Origin of the sequence: Nocardia niigatensis NBRC 100131 (assembly GCF_000308655.1) — a bacterium.
Classification (GTDB): Bacteria; Actinomycetota; Actinomycetes; order Mycobacteriales; family Mycobacteriaceae; genus Nocardia; species Nocardia niigatensis.
In genome coordinates this window covers 20,827-36,718 of the sequence record NZ_BAGC01000113.1, presented here as the reverse complement: position 1 = coordinate 36,718, position 15,892 = coordinate 20,827, and the positions used below count along the sequence as shown (strand labels likewise).

The 15,892-nt window shown below is 69.2% G+C and carries 16 protein-coding genes; 11 read left to right on the top strand and 5 right to left on the bottom strand.

The features are described 5' to 3' along the window. Together ON33_RS35635 and ON33_RS35630 are read right to left on the bottom strand one after the other, a co-directional pair. Positions 1–1,014, bottom strand: coding sequence for a sugar ABC transporter substrate-binding protein (locus tag ON33_RS35635; RefSeq protein WP_051153378.1), 1,014 nt, complete (start codon positions 1,012–1,014; stop codon positions 1–3). Between the two features lie 16 nt (positions 1,015–1,030). Continuing rightward, positions 1,031–1,936, bottom strand: a complete 906-nt coding sequence (locus ON33_RS35630) for a TIM barrel protein (RefSeq protein ID WP_040863578.1) — start codon at positions 1,934–1,936, stop codon at positions 1,031–1,033. Between the two features lie 252 nt (positions 1,937–2,188). On the opposite strand from ON33_RS35630, the gene ON33_RS35625 reads away from it, so the two are divergent. From ON33_RS35625 to ON33_RS42645, 3 genes are all read left to right on the top strand, one after another. Next, on the top strand, positions 2,189–3,193 hold the full coding sequence (locus ON33_RS35625) for a LacI family DNA-binding transcriptional regulator (protein ID WP_040863577.1): 1,005 nt from the start codon (positions 2,189–2,191) through the stop codon (positions 3,191–3,193). A gap of 14 nt (positions 3,194–3,207) precedes the next feature. Then, positions 3,208–4,218 (top strand): Gfo/Idh/MocA family protein, encoded by a 1,011-nt coding sequence (locus ON33_RS35620; protein ID WP_040863576.1) that lies wholly within the window; start codon positions 3,208–3,210, stop codon positions 4,216–4,218. Positions 4,219–4,301: 83 nt separating this feature from the next. Continuing rightward, positions 4,302–5,102, top strand: a complete 801-nt coding sequence (locus ON33_RS42645; protein WP_051153377.1) for a hypothetical protein — start codon at positions 4,302–4,304, stop codon at positions 5,100–5,102. A 10-nt stretch (positions 5,103–5,112) separates the two neighbouring features. Here the strand turns inward: ON33_RS42645 and ON33_RS35610 are convergent, their stop codons facing one another. After that, on the bottom strand, positions 5,113–5,538 hold the full coding sequence (locus ON33_RS35610; protein WP_245551133.1) for an ester cyclase: 426 nt from the start codon (positions 5,536–5,538) through the stop codon (positions 5,113–5,115). A 74-nt stretch (positions 5,539–5,612) separates the two neighbouring features. Beyond that, positions 5,613–6,230 carry a LysE/ArgO family amino acid transporter gene (locus ON33_RS35605; protein ID WP_245551132.1) on the bottom strand — a complete coding sequence of 206 codons (618 nt, stop codon included), beginning with the start codon at positions 6,228–6,230 and terminating at the stop codon, positions 5,613–5,615. A 73-nt stretch (positions 6,231–6,303) separates the two neighbouring features. On the opposite strand from ON33_RS35605, the gene ON33_RS35600 reads away from it, so the two are divergent. From ON33_RS35600 to ON33_RS35585, 4 genes are all read left to right on the top strand, one after another. Continuing rightward, the gene (locus tag ON33_RS35600) at positions 6,304–7,182 is read left to right on the top strand and encodes a LysR family transcriptional regulator ArgP (RefSeq protein ID WP_040863574.1); all 879 of its coding nucleotides are present in this window, start codon (positions 6,304–6,306) and stop codon (positions 7,180–7,182) included. 122 nt (positions 7,183–7,304) lie between these two features. Continuing rightward, positions 7,305–8,390 carry an S-(hydroxymethyl)mycothiol dehydrogenase gene (locus ON33_RS35595; RefSeq protein WP_040863573.1) on the top strand — a complete coding sequence of 362 codons (1,086 nt, stop codon included), beginning with the start codon at positions 7,305–7,307 and terminating at the stop codon, positions 8,388–8,390. Beyond that, positions 8,390–9,016 (top strand): MBL fold metallo-hydrolase, encoded by a 627-nt coding sequence (locus ON33_RS35590; protein WP_373281087.1) that lies wholly within the window; start codon positions 8,390–8,392, stop codon positions 9,014–9,016. Before ON33_RS35595 ends, ON33_RS35590 begins: the two co-directional genes overlap by 1 nt. Positions 9,017–9,179: 163 nt before the next feature. Further along, positions 9,180–9,716: a DUF4333 domain-containing protein gene (locus ON33_RS35585; RefSeq protein WP_083869555.1), complete on the top strand. Its 537-nt coding sequence runs from the start codon at positions 9,180–9,182 to the stop codon at positions 9,714–9,716. 35 nt (positions 9,717–9,751) lie between these two features. On the opposite strand, the gene ON33_RS35580 is transcribed toward ON33_RS35585, so the two are convergent. After that, the gene (locus ON33_RS35580) at positions 9,752–10,840 is read right to left on the bottom strand and encodes a glutamate--cysteine ligase (RefSeq protein WP_040863570.1); all 1,089 of its coding nucleotides are present in this window, start codon (positions 10,838–10,840) and stop codon (positions 9,752–9,754) included. Between the two features lie 115 nt (positions 10,841–10,955). Between ON33_RS35580 and ON33_RS35575 the strand changes: the two genes are divergently transcribed. From ON33_RS35575 to ON33_RS35560, 4 genes are all read left to right on the top strand, one after another. Next, a complete protein-coding gene (locus ON33_RS35575) occupies positions 10,956–11,291 on the top strand; it encodes a TfoX/Sxy family protein (RefSeq protein WP_040863569.1) in 336 nt (111 codons plus the stop codon). A gap of 153 nt (positions 11,292–11,444) precedes the next feature. Then, on the top strand, positions 11,445–12,251 hold the full coding sequence (locus ON33_RS35570) for an amino acid-binding protein (protein WP_085996895.1): 807 nt from the start codon (positions 11,445–11,447) through the stop codon (positions 12,249–12,251). 146 nt (positions 12,252–12,397) lie between these two features. Further along, positions 12,398–13,849 carry an ABC1 kinase family protein gene (locus ON33_RS35565; RefSeq protein WP_245551131.1) on the top strand — a complete coding sequence of 484 codons (1,452 nt, stop codon included), beginning with the start codon at positions 12,398–12,400 and terminating at the stop codon, positions 13,847–13,849. Positions 13,850–13,968: 119 nt separating this feature from the next. Further along, positions 13,969–15,813, top strand: coding sequence for an AMP-binding protein (locus ON33_RS35560; protein WP_218001562.1), 1,845 nt, complete (start codon positions 13,969–13,971; stop codon positions 15,811–15,813). Positions 15,814–15,892 lie beyond the last annotated feature (79 nt).

Sequence of the window (15,892 nt, the reverse complement as noted above, 5' to 3'; positions counted from 1 at the left end):
TCACCGTGTGCCCTGGCCGACCAGTGCGGCGACGGCATCGACATTGCCCTTGTCCACGAACGCCGGACCGGTCTGCGCCGGATGGCCGCCGCCCACGGTGTTCAGGTTCGACTTGTAGAGCTTCAGCATCACCACCGGGAGATAGCCCTGCTCGTATTGCTGCTGATCCACCGCGAACGACAGGGTCCCGGCCCGGATCGCGCTCACCACATCGGAATTCAGGTCGAAGGTGGCGACCGTCGCCTTCGAGGCGGACTCGCGCACCGCGTCCACCGCGCGGGCGGCGATCTGCGAGTTCAGCGTCAGCACCGCGTCGATGGCGCGATCGGCCTCCAGCGCGCCCTTGATGCGCGACTGCACATCGGTCGGGTTGTTGATGTCCACCTGCAGCGTGGTCGCGGCCCCGAAGCCCTGGGTGGCGCCGCCGCAGCGTTCGTTCGCGCCCACATTCCCGGCCTCGTGAATCACGCACAGCATCTTGTGTTTTCCGGCGTCGGCCAGCCGCTTGCCCGCGGACTCACCGGCCATGCGCTCACTCTGGCCGACATGGCCGATGGCCCCGAACCGGCCACTCTCGGCCTCGCCGGAATTGATGGTCACCACCGGAATCCCGGCGGCCACGGCCTTCTCGACCGACGGCTTCAGCGCGTCCGGATTGGCCATGGACACCACCAGCCCGTCCACGCCCTGGGCCACCGCATTGTCGATGAGCTTGGCCTGCTGGGTCGGATCGCCCGAGGAGTTGTACTCGACCCGGACCCCGAGATCCCTCCCGGCGGCTTCCGCGCCGTTCTTGACCACGTTCCAGAAGGCGTCGCCGGGTGAACCGTGGGTCACCACGGCCACCGACTTCAGGGTGCCCACCGCGGCCGGGGCCTGGGCGGGTCCGGTGACATCGGCGCCGGGGCCGCTGCAGGCCGCGAGCACCGCCGCCGCCGCGAACCAGGGCAACAGGCGCAGCCGGCGCGGGCGGCGGCCGAGAAGGACTCGGCGCGATCGGGAGATTGCGGACATCGTCGTCGTCACCTCCTCACTGCATCCGGGCCGAGGCGACGCCGGCGCCGATCTCGGCCAGGTGCCGCAGACTTTGCCGGGCAGCGGCCGTCGGGACCTCCGCCGTCGCGCCGGGACGCAAGGCGGTGTCCTGCTCGATCACGTACCAGCCCCGGTATCCCCCGGCGTGCGCTTCGCGGACCAGGGCCGCGATATCGACATCCCCGGTACCCAGCGGAACGTAGAGCCCTCGCCGGACGGCCTCGCTGTATTCGGCACTGCCGCTGCGCACTTCGGCGGCCAGGCGCGCGCGGACATCCTTGAGGTGGATGTGCCCGAGCCGATCCGCGTGACGGCGCGCCAGCTCGACCGGGTCGGTGCCGCCGATGAGCAGATGCCCGGTGTCCAGGCACAGATCCAGCTCGGAGTCGGCGAGGAAACGCTCGACCTCGGCGGCCGTCTCCACGTGGGTGCCCACGTGCGGGTGCAGGACCGCGCGCAGACCGTGCTCGGCGGCGATCTCGCGAATCGCGGCGGCGGTGTGCACGAGGGTCTTCCATTCGTCGTCGCCGAGGGGCGTCCGGGTGTCGTATCCGTGCTGCCCGGTGGCGGCGGCCAGCACCAGGATCTCGGCGTCCGCCGCCGCGAACCGCACGGCGGCGGTGCGGGCGGCGACCAGGGCCCGGTCGGGTTCGTGGTGCAGCGCCAGCGCGAGGAAACCGCCGATCGGCTCGATACCGTAGGCGCTCAGGGTCTTTCGTAGCTCGACCGGGTCCTCGGGCAGGTACCCGGGTGGGCCGAACTCGGTGGCGGTGAGGCCGAGGCTCGCCATCTCGGCCAGGACGGTGTCCGGTTCGAGGACATGCCCCCAGCCGGGAACTTCGCAGACTCCCCAGGAGATCGGCGCGGCGGCGATACGCAATGGATGGAGCGGTTCGGTCATCGGCACTTCCCAGACCCGTCGTTGGCCATCGTGGAGGCTCGTTGGAGCGCTCCAACAATGTAACCTGGCTCACTATCATGTCAAGGGTCCGACATGCGCTGGAAAGTAGCATGCAGCCACGGAAAACACTGCCTTCCAGGCGAAATGGAGCCGTGAACCGCTGACCAGAATATCCGATTAGAGCGCTCCATTGCCTCGGTCCACGGCAACGCTGTAGCGTGCGACACACATCGATTCCGACGGGAGGCGACCATGACCAGACCGACCATGGAGGACGTCGCCGCCCGGGCCGGCGTCTCCCGGGCGCTGGTCTCGCTGGTCATGCGGAACTCCCCCAAGGTCAGCGAACACCGCCGCCGCGCGGTGCTCACCGCCGCCGCCGAACTCGGCTACCAACCGCACGCCATGGCCCGGTCACTGGCCAGCCGCACCTCCAACATCGTCGGCGTCATGGTGTCCGACCTGCGCAATCCCTTCTTCGCCGACGTGGTCGAGGGCATGGACGAGGCGGCGCAGCGAGCCGGGCTCGAACTCGTCCTCAATACCGGCCGGCGCAGCGCCACCCGGGAACGCGGGGCACTGGAGAGCCTGCTCGGATTCCGCCCGGGCGGGGTCATCCTGCTCTCCCCGGTACTGCCCGCCTCCGCCATTCGTGACGCGGCCGCCCGCTGCCCGGTCGTGCTGGTCTCGCGCACCTCCACCAGCCCGGCCGTCGACACCGTCAACGACGACGGCGAGCTCGGGGCGGCCCTGGCCGTGGATCACCTTGTCGCCCTGGGCCATCGGCGCATCGTGCACCTCGACGGCGGCGCGGCCTTCGCGGCCCCGCCGCGCCGCAAGGGCTACACCGCCGCCATGACCCGCCACCACCTCGAACCCGTGGTGATCCCCAGCGAGCACACCGACGAGGCGGGCGCCGCCGCGGTCCGCACCCTGCTGAACATCTTCTCCCCCAGCACTTTTCCCACCGCACTGGTGTGCGGCAACGATTTCAACGCCGTGGGCGCGATGGCCGCGCTCGAGCAGGCGGGACTGCGGGTGCCCGAGGACGTCTCGGTGGTCGGCTACGACAACACCTCGCTCGCGGCGCTGCGGCACGTCGCACTCACCACCATCGATCAGCCGCGCAACAGCATCGGCCGGCTGGCCGTGGAAGCCCTCACCGAACGGCTGCGCGCCGACCGCACCGAACCGGTGCGCAGCCGCCTGGAGCCGTCCCTGGTCGTCCGCTCGACCACCGCCCTACCCCGCGACTGACAGGAGCCATCGCCATGTCCCCGATCACAGTGGGCCTCGCCGGCACCGGCCGCATCGGTACCTCCCACGCCGAAACCCTCAGGGCCCTACCGGGTGTGGGCGCCGTCATCGTCACCGACGTCGACACCGACCGCGCCCGCGCCACCGCCGACAAGCTCGAGGTGGAATTCGCGCCCGACCTCGAGGCACTGTTCGCCGCCGGCATCGACGGCCTGGTGATCACCACCGCCACCGACTCGCACCCGGCTCTCATCACCGCTGCCGTCGACCGCGGCATCCCGGTCTTCTGCGAAAAGCCCATCGCCCCCGACATTCTCGGCACCCTGCAGGTGGTCGAGCGTGTGGAGCGCTCGGACGTCCCGGTCCAGATCGGCTTCCAGCGCCGCTTCGACGCCGGCTACCGGGCCGCCCGCGCCGCCATCGCGGCCGGCGACCTGGGCTGGATCCACACGCTGCGCGCCACCACCCTCGACCCGGCGCCGCCGCCCGCCGACTACATTCCGCGCTCGGGCGGGCTGTTCCGCGACTGCGGCGTCCACGACTTCGACATCATCCGCTGGGTCAGCGGCCGCGAGGTGGTGGAGGTCTACGCCACCGGATCCAATCGCGGGGAACACTTCTTCGCCGAAGCGGGCGATGTCGACACCGCCGCCGTGGTGCTGCGCCTCGACGACGGCTCCCTGGCCAATGTGTCGCTCAGCCGCTACAACGGCGCGGGCTACGACGTGCGCCTGGAAGTGCTGGGCTCCAAGGGTAATGCCATCGTCGGGCTCGACGAGCGCGCCCCGCTGCACTCGGTGGAACCCGGCCAGCCGCCCGCGGCCCTGCCCGCCTACCCCGGCTTCATGGACCGCTTCCACGGCGCGTACACCCAGGAACTGGCCACTTTCCTGGGCGTGATCACGGGCCGGCTGGCCAATCCGTGTCCGCCCGCCGACGCCCTGGAGGCCTTCTACATCGCCGAGGCCTGCGAGCTTTCCCGGCATCTGGGCAAGCCCGTCCGGCTCTCCGACATTCGCCGATAAATCCGGCTACCGCGCGGCAGGATCGCCGTTTATCCTCCGGGGTGCCCGGTAATGACAGCGGGACCCGAACGAGAGCTATTGGGATGAACGGCAATTCGATACCACCGGGCTATCATCCGCAGGACGAGCTGTGGACGCAGGACACCGTCGTGTTCGACGCGGTACGCGACGACCACGACGGGCAGCAGGCCGGGCCCGGAGGCGGCCGGCCGCCCGGTTCGCAGACCAGCCGCTACGTGATCATCGGCCTCACGGCCACGATCGTCGTGGCCCTGCTGGCCATCGGCGGCCTGCTGCTGTCCGGCCACGGCAGCTGGGACGCGGCCCCGAACGCCGCGAAGGGCCCCCCGCCGACGCGCATCGTGCTCACGACCACCACCTCCGCGCCGGCCACGACAACGGCGCAGGCGGCCGAGGTGACCACGGCGCCCGAAACCACCACCACGACCACGACGACGACCACGACGACGACCACCACCACCACGGCCGCGGTCAGCGGGAGCTGCACCCAGGCCGGGCAGACCGCGGTCACCGCCGACGGATCGGTCCTGACCTGCAACGCGGCCGGAGACGGCACGCTCCGCTGGCTGCCGGTCAGCACGCCCTCGCTCGGCTTCCCGTGCAACGCGACCGAAGCCGGGACCTTCAGCTACGCCCCGAACGGCACCCAGCTGCTGTGCTCGCGCCGCGCCGGATCGACCACACCGACCTACGCCTGGGACAGCCCGGGCCCGCTGGCCGGCGGAACGCACGAGCCCGGCCAGATCTGCAACCTCAGAAAGGACGTGGTGGCCAAGTCCGCCAGTGGCCGGGCCGTCTACTGCCTGCCCACCAACGGAAACAACAACGGCAACTACATCGGCGCGTGGAAAGCCGTGTCCTGAGCCCGATTTCCTACAGGGTGACGACACCCAGCTGAATCAGCTGGGTGAGGGTGTCGGCCACGCCCCACACCTCGGCGATCCGGCCGTCGGTGAAGCGCATGATGAAGATCTCGTTGTACCGCACGGCTTTCCCGGTCGCGGGGCGGCCCAGGAACGCGCCGTCATTGGTGCCGGTGACAACGGTCCGGCCGACCACCTTGTCGCCCTCGGCGATCATGTCCACGACCTCGAGCTCGATGTCGGGATAGCCGGCGACGAAGGCGCGCATGATCTGTTCGAGCCCCGCCGCGCCCGGCTGATCGACCGGGAACGGAACATTGAGAATGGCGTCCGGCTGCGTGATCTCGTGAATGGTCTTCGAGATCAGTTCCGTATCACCGGTTCCCACCACGTCGTGCAGGAGTTTGAAGGTCGCCTTGTTCTGTTCTTGCTGCATACCCATGAGACACCGGCCCGCGCCGGCGCGTGACAGGTCGCCGATGTGACCGCTGTCACCGCCGACGGTCCGGGTCAGCTCACCAGCAAACCGGCAGCGAGACCGGTCATGACGAGGGCGATCACCGAATCCAGCACCCGCCACGCCTGCGGCTTCGCGAAGACCGGGGCCAGCAACCGAGCGCCGAAACCGAGCGAGACGAACCAGATCAGGCTGCCCGCGATGGCTCCCGCGGTGAGGAACCAGCGGTCCGGGGTGGCATAGGTATTGGCGAAGGAGCCCAGCAGCACGACCGTGTCCAGATACGCGTGCGGGTTGAGCCAGGTGACGGCCAGGCAGGTGGCCACGGCCGCGCCCAGCGCGATGGGCGCGCCCCCGCCCGCGGACAGGCCGGAGGCGGAGAACGCGCGCTTGGCGGCCAGGGCGGCATACCCCAGCAGGAAGGCCGCGCCCGCGTACTTGGCGACGGTCATGACCATCGGCGTCGAATTCACGATCGCCCCGAAGCCCGTGACGCCCAGGGTCATGAGGATCACATCGGAGCCGACGCACACCGCGACCACCGGCAGGACGTGCTCGCGCCGGATCCCCTGACGCAGCACGAAGGCGTTCTGCGCGCCGATCGCCACGATGAGGGACAGCCCGAATCCGAGTCCTGAGATGGCCGCCAGGGCCGCCGATGATGCGTTCACAGGATCGAAAGTAAGACACCCGTCCAGCACCAAGCCAGCTAAAGATTCTGAGGCACCATTACGATTTCTTACTATGGACCTGCAGCTCGACCAACTGCGCGCACTCGACGCCGTCATCAGCGAGGGCACCTTCGACGCCGCCGCCCGCAGGCTCAGCGTGACACCTTCGGCAATCAGCCAGCGCATCAAGGCGCTGGAGGACGCCGCGGGCCGCATCCTGGTACAGCGCACCAAACCGGTGCAGCCCACCGAATCGGGGCTGACCGTGCTGCGGCTGGCCCGCCAGATCCAGCTGCTCACCGGCGACACCGCCCGCGAACTCGGCGATGTGCACCAGCCGGACGCCGGGCGGGTGGTCATTCCCATTGCCGTCAATGCCGATTCGCTGCAGACCTGGGTCATCCCCGCGCTCGGCCGCGCCGCCGCCGGGGTGTCGTTCGACATCCATCGCGAGGACGAGGAACACACCACGCGGCTACTGCGCGACGGCACCGTCATGGCCGCCATCACCTCGACCGCCGCACCCGTCCAGGGCTGCACGGTGCGGCGATTGGGGGCCATGCGCTACCGGCCCATGGCCCATCCGGAGTTCGCCCGCGCCTGGTTCCCGGACGGCGCGAATGCGAAGTCGTTCGCACACGCACCCGTGGTGCTGTTCGACCGCAAGGACGATCTGCAGTTCCGGCTCATGCGGCACTACTCCCGCAAACCGGTGGATCCGCCCCGGCATTACATCCCGTCCTCGGCCGGATTCAATGACGCGGTGCGCGCCGGCATGAGCTGGGGCATGATCCCCGATCTCATGATCAGGCCCGAGGACGGGCTGGTCTCACTGGACGAGAAGGTATTCGTGGACGTCCCGCTCTACTGGCAGCAATGGCGGCTCGATTCACCGGCACTGACCCTGGTCGCCGCTACGATCGCCGAAGCGGCCGGGAAATCGCTGTTGTGAACGGCCACAGGTTGTGATCGGCCACAAGGAGATTCATTTTCCGTCACCCGGGGTAATAGATGACGTGGGCGGGGTCGGGTGCCATAGTCGAAGGCATTGCGGTTAGCCAGGAAGGAATTTCGTTGTCCCAAACTGTGCGGGGCGTCGTCGCACGCTCGAAGAACGCCCCGGTGGAAGTCACCGACATCGTGATCCCGGACCCGGGTCCAGGAGAGGCCGTGGTGCGGGTGCAGGCCTGTGGGGTGTGCCACACCGATCTGCATTACCGCGAGGGCGGAATCAACGATGAATTCCCCTTCCTACTCGGGCACGAGGCCGCCGGCGTCGTGGAATCGGTGGGCGACGGCGTCACCGATGTGGAGCCCGGTGATTTCGTCATCCTGAATTGGCGGGCGGTGTGCGGCTCGTGTCGCGCCTGCCGCAAGGGGAAGCCCTGGTACTGCTTCTCGACCTTCAATGCGGCCCAGCCCATGACGCTCACCGACGGAACTCCGCTGACCCCGGCCCTGGGCATCGGCGCGTTCGCCGAGAAGACCCTGGTGCACGCCGGGCAGTGCACCAAGGTCGATCCGAGCGTCTCCCCCGCCGCGGCGGGGCTGCTGGGCTGCGGTGTCATGGCCGGGCTGGGCGCGGCCATCAACACCGGCAATGTGAGCCGCGGTGACTCGGTCGCCGTCATCGGCTGCGGCGGTGTCGGCAACGCGGCCATCGCGGGCGCGAAGCTGGCCGGCGCGACCACCGTCATCGCCGTCGACATCGACGAGCGGAAGCTGGAGTGGGCCACCGGATTCGGGGCCACCCACACCGTCAACGCCGCCAAAGAGGATGCGGTGCAACGGGTTCAGGAACTCACCGACGGCTTCGGCGCCGATGTGGTGATCGATGCGGTGGGCCGTCCGGAGACCTGGAAGCAGGCGTTCTACGCGCGCGATCTGGCCGGCACCGTGGTGCTGGTCGGCGTGCCGACGCCGGACATGACCCTCGAGATGCCACTCATCGACTTCTTCTCGCGCGGTGGCTCGTTGAAGTCCTCGTGGTATGGCGACTGCCTGCCCGCGCGGGACTTCCCCTACCTGGTCGAGCTCTACAAGCAGGGCCGGCTGGATTTGGACGGGTTCGTCTCCGAGACCATCGCGCTGGACGAGGTGGAGGCGGCCTTCACCAAGATGCACCACGGTGACGTGCTGCGCTCGGTGGTGGTGTTCTGATGGCACACATCGACCACGCCGTCACCATCGGCACCTTCAGTCTGGACGGCGAGACCTTCGACGTCGACAACAACGTCTGGGTGGTGGGCGACGACCTGGAGTGCGTCGTCATCGACGCGCCCCACAGTGTAGAGGTCATCCTGGATGCCATCGGCACCCGCAAGGTGAAGGCCATCCTGCTCACTCACGCGCACGACGACCACATCCGCGTCGCACCCGAATTGTCCAGGGCCACCGGCGCTCCCGTGCTCATGCATCCGGACGACCTGGTGCTGTGGCAGCTCACCCACCCGGGGACCAGCCCCGACGGCGAGCTGGCGGACAAGCAGGTGATCGAGGTCGGCGGGACCGAGTTGCACGTGCTGCACACCCCCGGGCACGCGCCGGGCTCGGTCTGCTTCTACTCGCCCGATCTGGGCGCGGTGTTCACCGGCGACACCCTGTTTCAAGGCGGTCCGGGCGCGACCGGGCGGTCCTACTCGGACTACGGCACCATTGTCGAGTCGATCGCCGATCGGCTGCTCACGCTGCCGCCGGAGACGCTGGTGCACACCGGGCACGGCGAGTCCACCACCATCGGTGCGGAGTCCCCGCAGCTCGAGGAGTGGCGCGCCCGCGCGAACTGAGGCTTCGTGACAGGATCGGTCCGGCGACCTACCGGACCGATCACCTGTCAAGATCCCTAATCCATCCCCCACTTCGGCGTGGCATTCCCAGACACGCCGGAATCGCCGGTTCTGCAATCTCATTTTCAAGATTTTCCTGGTCAAGCCGCCCCCAGAATTGTCCATGAGAAAACTGACAGCCGCTCTGGCCTTATCGTTCGTGCCCCTCCTCGCCGTGGGATGCTCGTCCAGTTCGGACTCGGTGAGCAAGAGTGACGTCCAGGCGAAGGCCACCAGCTTCTACAAGGACAAGTCGCATGAGGACGCGAAAACCGTGACCTGCGACGGAAGTCTGCCCGCCAAGGTGGATGCCACCCAGACCTGCACCGCGACCGCGGCCGACGGGCAGACCTGGGCCATCGCCGCGAAGGTCACCAAGGTGGACGGCAAGGACGTCTACTACGACCTGAACTTCAGCGACATGTATGTCAGTCCCGACGACGTGGCCGCCAGCGTCTCCAATGCCTACCAGGAGAAGGTGGGCTCCGCCCCGCAGTCCGCCACCTGCAACGGCCTGCTGCGCGGCGCGACCGGCTCGACCATCCGCTGCGTCGTCACCGAGACCACCGGCACCCGCTGGGGCGTCACGGCCAAGACCACGAACGTCGAGGGCAGCAAGGTCAACTACGACATGAATCTCGACGACAAGCCGATGCCGTAATCCCGGCAGTTCCGGATTCCGCTGTACCCCAGGGGTCATCGGCACGAATAGAGCGTGGCCTCGGCCAGCTCACCGACCACGTCGGCGAGCTCGCCGCGGTTTCGGAAAGCGTTGAGCTGACGGCGTGCCCCGTTGCCGCGCACCAGGAGCGCGGCCACGGTGTCCGTCACGAAGGCGAGGTCGTCCAGCTCTTCCAGGGCGGGCCGGATCTGGTCGATGAGCCGGGTCAGCAGGTCCCCCACCGGTAGCGTGCGCCCGTCGAAAGGATCGATGGCGGTGCCATCGATACCCTCGTGCGCCGCCTTCCAATAGGCCGCGCGCAGCGTGTCTTCCGCCACCCGCGGCACGGAATCGGTTGTGCGGGCGGTCATCGCGGAGGCGCGTACCAGGCAGGCCAGCAGCGCCGACTCCTCGACGGTGGCGGGCACATCGCTGACCCGCACCTCCACCGTCGGAAAGGTGCTGGAGGGCCGCACATCCCAGTAGATCATCTTGCGGTCCAGGATGACGCCCAGCGACAGCATGGACTCCACGGCCGTCTCGAACTCCCCGACCGAGCCGAAGTGCGGCGGTGGGCCGGCGCTGGGCCAGCGCCGCCACAGGATATTGCGCCAGCTGTGGTAGCCGGTCTCGGCGCCGCGGTAGATCGCCGAGTTGGCGGTCAGCGCCAGCAGCAGGGGCAGCCAGGGGCGCAGGAAGTTGCTCACCTGCAGCGCGGCGGCCCGGTCCGGGACCGCCACGTGCACGTGGCAGCCGCACAGGCCCTGTTCGTGCGCCAGCCGGCCGAAGCTCTCGGCGATCCGGTGATAGCGCGGGATGGCGGTGATGGAGTATTCGTCGGGAATGGTCGGCGGGACCGCCGCGGCGAGCAGCAGCGCGTCGTTCTTCTCCGCGCAGGCCGCGGCGCCGCGCCGCAATTCCCGCAGTTCCCGAAGCAGATCACCGGTATTCGTGTGCACGCGGGTGCTGGTCTCCACCTGGCACCGCATGATTTCCAATTGCAGGTCCATGCCGGAATCCGCTGCGCTCCGGGCGACGTCGGCATTTCTGCCGACCGGCGTACCACTGCGCGGATCCACGAGGAGAAATTCCTCTTCGACACCCACTGTCGGCGGGGCTTCCACCAATCATGTGTACCTCACCGGAGACCCGCCGACACCTGCCGGAATGGTCTCTCCGGAGTGCCCCACCGGCGCGTGCGCACCCCGAACTGTCGGTCCGGAGGGACACAATGCGGGTATGGCATACGACGAGGAACTGGCCGACCGGATCCGGGACGCGCTCGGGCCCGAACTGGTCGATGTGGTCGAGAAGAAGATGTTCGGCGGCCTGGCGTTTCTGGTGGGCGGCAATATGGCCGTCGCGGCCAGCGGCAAGGGCGGGCTGATGGTGCGCACCGACCCGGACACCTCCGGGGACCTGCTGCGCGCCGGGTCGGTCGAGCCGATGGAGATGGGCGGCAAGCAGATGAACGGATGGCTGCGCGTCACCACCGCGACCGTCGCCGATGACGACGCCCTCGACGAGTGGGTGCGGCGCGGGGTCGCGTTCGCCAGGACATTGCCGCCGAAATAGCAGGCTATCGATGTGCGCCGGAGCACAGCTCCGGGGCGTCTGTGGCCCGTTTCACCGAATGACCCGCTGCCGCAAAGGGATTGTCGGGTTCCGTCACCCCTTCTTTACACCGCGCCACCGTGCAGGAAATCTGTATCGAGCACTGTGGTGAACATGAGGCAAACCGAGATCCATGCGCTGGCCTGCGAAGTCTGCGGTCGACTGCCCCATCCGACACGTACCCGCCTGGCGCTGGCCAAGCTCGCCGCGGTCCTCCCGGTCGAGCTCGCGCTGCACGCGCTGGTCATCCACCTCGAACTGCCTTATCTGGCAACGGTTTCCGTGCTGGCCGTCGTCGCCACCATCCTCGTCATCTGGGTGGTCGAACCCGGCGCCATGCGCTATCTCGGCCGCTGGCTGCACGCGCCGGAACTGCGGCACCGCCACCGTCTCGACAGCGCCGAGCGGCTCTGGCGCATCCGGGTTCGCTTGGACGACAAGCCCGGTCGGCTGGAACTGCTGGCCAAGCGGCTGGCCGACCGGCGGGCCAACATTCTCGCCGTACACGTGCATCATCTGGAGAACGGGGTGCTCGACGAGCTGGTGGTCTCGACACCGGCCGAGATCGGCCCGCAGCGGCTGACGCAGGCCATCGCCCGCGCGGGCGGGGTGGCCGTGGGCATCTGGCCCGCGTCGGCGCTCACCCTGGTCGACGGCCAGACACGGGCGCTGGAACTGGCCGCGCGGGTGGCGGCCGATCCCGCGGAACTGCCGCTGGCGATCGCGGAACTGCTGGGCGCGCAATATGTTCCGGATCCGGACCCGGGTCGTACCCCTGGCGGCACGCTGCTGGAGATCGGCCCGCCCGAACAGCTGAAGGCCATGACCTTCCTGCGCACCGGGGAGCCGTTCACGCCCGCCGAGGTGGCCCGGGCGCACCGGCTCACCGATCTGGCCGTGGTCACGGTCCGCCAGCCCTGACCCGTCACCAGCGGATTCGCTTCGCCGATCCCACTATTCAGGATGCCGTACCGAGGCGTACAGAATTTCGTACCGCTTAGTTTCACTTCGTGGCAGACTCCGTGATGCGCATTCGATCCAAACGCGCGGTAGGGGTTGGTTGATCGATGAGTGTGCGGCGAAGTGGTGCGCGGCGGGGGGATGCGGACGTCGGCGGGAATCCGCCCACCCGCAAGGCGATTCGCACCGCCAAGCTGGCCACGGTGCCGCTGGCCTTCGCCGGACGGCAGGCGGCCGGGGCCGGCAAGCGGGCGCTGGGCCGCCCGGCCGGCGAGATCGATCGCGAGATCCAGCTGCGCACCGCCGAGCACATGGCCGAGGTGCTGGGCGAATTGAAGGGCTGCGCCGCCAAGCTGGGCCAGGTGCTGGGCATCTACGAGCTGGCACTGCCGCCCGAGCTCGCCGAGCCCTATCGCATCGCGCTGGCCCGGCTGCAGGATGCCGCGCCGCCGATGTTGCCGCGCACCGTGCACACCGTGCTGGCGGAGTCCTTCGGCCCGGATTGGCGCGAGAATTTCCGGGAGTTCGACGATCGCCGGGCCGCCTCGGCCACCATCGGCCAGGTGCATCGCGCGATCTGGCACGACGGCCGGGCGGTGGCGGTGAAGGTCATGTACCCGGGCGCCCGGGCGGCGGTCGACAGCGATCTACAGCGACTGCGCGGACTGGCTTGGCTGACACCGGTTTTCGCGCCGCACACCGATGGGCGCGCGGTGGTGGACGAGCTGGCCGAATGCCTGCGCATGGAACTGGATTTCACGGCCGAGGCGCAGAATCAACGACGCTTCGCGGAGGCGTACGCCGGCGATCCGGATTTCCGGGTGCCGCGGGTGGTGGCGCAGCGCGGCGATGTGATCGTGAGCGAGTGGCTGGACGGAATTCCGCTGTCCCACTTGATCACCGCGGGCGCGCAGGCCGAGCGTGACCGGGTGGGTATACTGGCGGTGCGGTTCTTCTGGTCGTCGGCGCCGCGTGCGGGGCTGCTGTACGGGGATCCACACCCGGGCAATTTCCGGGTGCTGCCGGACGGCCGCCTGGGTGTGGTGGATTTCGGGGCCTGCCCCGTGTGGCCGCCGGCCCAGTTCCCGGCGCTGGTGCACGACCTGGCGGACGCGCTGATCAATGGCGGTCCGGCCGAATTGGAGGTGGTCACGCGGCGACACGGGTTCACCGACGGGCAGCGCGGTCTGGACAGCGCGGGGCTGGCGGAGAAGCTGCTGCCGTTCACCGAACTGCTGCGGCACGAGGTCTCCCGGGTCGATACCGAGTGGCTGCGCGGCCGCACGCGCGACACCATGAGCCCGAAGCTGAGCAATGCGTATCGGCAGCTCGGGATACCCGCGTATCTGACGCCCTTCCAGCGCGGGCTGGTGACGCTGCTGGGTCTGGTGGCACAGCTGGGGACGACCGGGCCGATGCGCGCCGAAATCCTGCGCTGGTCACCGGAATTGAGCGCGGTCATGGAGCGCCATCGGGCGCATGCCGGGCAGCCGGTCGATTTCGAGGCCGCGCGGTTGCGCCGGGCGGGCGCGGGGGCCGCCGGGTTCGCGGCGGGCTGAGCCGGTCCGGGCGGACGGCGGGAACACCGTCGCCACCAGGGACTTGATCACTGTCCCAGACAGAACTACCCTGGAGTCTGGCGCGATGTAGCGCCGGAGTCCGCCCGGAAGGTCCTATCGTGACCAGTGCATCCAAAGACATCCGCCCACCTGAGCTTTCGGCTCCGGACCACGAGGTGGTCGTAATCGGAGCGGGACCAGGCGGTATCGCCGGGAACTGGAACAACCGGCCGGTCGACTGGGCGGGGCCGATCGGGCGGGTCGAGCGGGCCGCCCATCTGCTCGACGACGCGGTGACAGTGGCCGGGTGGATTCCGGCCAGTGGCGCGCTGAACCTGGTGCCGCCCACCCGGATTCCCCAGCTGGCCAGGGCACTGCGTGGCGGGGTCGGCCTGGCCACGGCGCTGTCGGTCTTCGCCGCGCGGTTCCCGGATCGGCCCGCCCTGATCGATGACGACGGCCCGGTCACCGCTGCCGAGCTGGACCGGCAGGTGCAGCGCCTTGCGGCGGCATTGCGGGAGCGCTGGAACGTGCGGCGCGGACAGCGGGTGGGGGTGCTGTGCCGTAATCACCGCGGATTCGTGGTCGCGACCTATGCGGCGGCGCGACTCTCGGCGGATCTGGTGCCGTTGAACTACGGGTTCGCCGGGCCGCAGATCGGTGAGGTGCTCAACCGGGAACGCGTGGAGTTTCTGCTCTACGACGGCGAATTCCACGCCGCGATCGACAATTCCGGGTACCAGGGCCGCCGGGTGGTGGTGCGGGGCAGCGCCGACGGCCTGCCGACCGTCGCGGAACTGGTCGCCGCGGGCGGGCCGCCGGTGCGCGAAGCCGCGGGCGGTGGCTCGCTCATTCTGCTCACCGGCGGCACCACCGGAGTACCCAAAGGCGCGCCCCGCATACTCGGCGCTGCCTCCGGGCTGAGTGGGCTGAGCCCGCGTATGGTGCTCGCACTCGGTGATCTGGCCCGGATCGAGCCGATTCCGCGCCTGGGCCGGCCCATGGTGATCGCGCCGCCGCTGCATCACACCTACGGGTTCCTGGCGATCGCGGCGGCGTTCCTGCTCGGGTCGACGGCCCTCGTCCACGACCGGTTCGACGCCGAAACCCTGCTCGCCGATATCGAGCGGCACGGTGTGCAGATCGCCTGCCTGGTGCCGACCATGCTGAAGCGCGTCATGGATCTTCCGGCGGCAGTGCGCCGCGGCCATCACATCGAGAGCCTGCGCATGGTGATGTGCGGCGCGGCTCCCCTGCCGCCCTGGCTGGCCACCGCTTTCATGGACGATTTCGGGGACGTGCTGTTCAACGCCTACGCCTCCACCGAGACCGGCGTGGGCACCTTCGCCACGCCCGCGGATCTGCGGGCCGCGCCCGGAACCGTGGGCCGGCCGCTGACCGGGATCGTGGACATTCGCATCGTCGACGCCGAGGGCCGGCAGCTGCCCGCCGGTGTCACCGGGCGCATCGTCAACCGGAATCCGACCATGTTCACCGGTTACAGCGACGGCCGGACCAAGGAGATGGTCGGAGAGCACATGGACTCCGGCGATCTCGGGCATGTCGATGCCGAGGGCCGGTTGTTCGTGGACGGCCGCTCCGACGACATGATCGTCTCCGGCGGCGAGAACGTCTTCCCGCAGGAGGTCGAGGAGGCGCTACTGGCGCATCCGGCGGTGGCCGACGCGGGAGCCGTCGGGGTGCCCGACGACGATTTCGGGCAGCGACTGGCGGCGGCCGTGGTGCTGCGGGCCGGGGCGCGGGCGGGGGCGCGAACCCTGCAACGGCACGTCAAGGCGACGCTGGCCGGCTACAAGGTGCCGCGCGACATCGTGTTCGTACCCGAACTGCCGCGCACGACCGCGGGCAAGCTACGGCGGCAACAGCTTCCGGAGGTCATCGCGCGGGCGCGCGCGGCGGCGGAGCCCGGGGCCGCTCTCGAATCCGATCCCTCCGGGACATGACGTCTCAGTCACGAGCGCTGCCAATGGTTCCCAGCCCCTGCCCGGCTACCCGGCGATGATCGTCGGCGCGGGTGTGGGC

Bases quoted from the DNA above. Each gene is read 5' to 3' on its own strand.
- ON33_RS35635 (WP_051153378.1), bottom strand. From the start codon at position 1,014: ATGTCCGCAATCTCCCGATCGCGCCGAGTCCTTCTCGGCCGCCGCCCG.
- ON33_RS35630 (WP_040863578.1), bottom strand. From the start codon at position 1,936: ATGACCGAACCGCTCCATCCATTGCGTATCGCCGCCGCGCCGATCTCC.
- ON33_RS35625 (WP_040863577.1), top strand. From the start codon at position 2,189: ATGACCAGACCGACCATGGAGGACGTCGCCGCCCGGGCCGGCGTCTCC.
- ON33_RS35620 (WP_040863576.1), top strand. From the start codon at position 3,208: ATGTCCCCGATCACAGTGGGCCTCGCCGGCACCGGCCGCATCGGTACC.
- ON33_RS42645 (WP_051153377.1), top strand. From the start codon at position 4,302: ATGAACGGCAATTCGATACCACCGGGCTATCATCCGCAGGACGAGCTG.
- ON33_RS35610 (WP_245551133.1), bottom strand. From the start codon at position 5,538: ATGCAGCAAGAACAGAACAAGGCGACCTTCAAACTCCTGCACGACGTG.
- ON33_RS35600 (WP_040863574.1), top strand. From the start codon at position 6,304: ATGGACCTGCAGCTCGACCAACTGCGCGCACTCGACGCCGTCATCAGC.
- ON33_RS35590 (WP_373281087.1), top strand. From the start codon at position 8,390: ATGGCACACATCGACCACGCCGTCACCATCGGCACCTTCAGTCTGGAC.
- ON33_RS35585 (WP_083869555.1), top strand. From the start codon at position 9,180: ATGAGAAAACTGACAGCCGCTCTGGCCTTATCGTTCGTGCCCCTCCTC.
- ON33_RS35575 (WP_040863569.1), top strand. From the start codon at position 10,956: ATGGCATACGACGAGGAACTGGCCGACCGGATCCGGGACGCGCTCGGG.
- ON33_RS35570 (WP_085996895.1), top strand. From the start codon at position 11,445: ATGAGGCAAACCGAGATCCATGCGCTGGCCTGCGAAGTCTGCGGTCGA.
- ON33_RS35565 (WP_245551131.1), top strand. From the start codon at position 12,398: ATGAGTGTGCGGCGAAGTGGTGCGCGGCGGGGGGATGCGGACGTCGGC.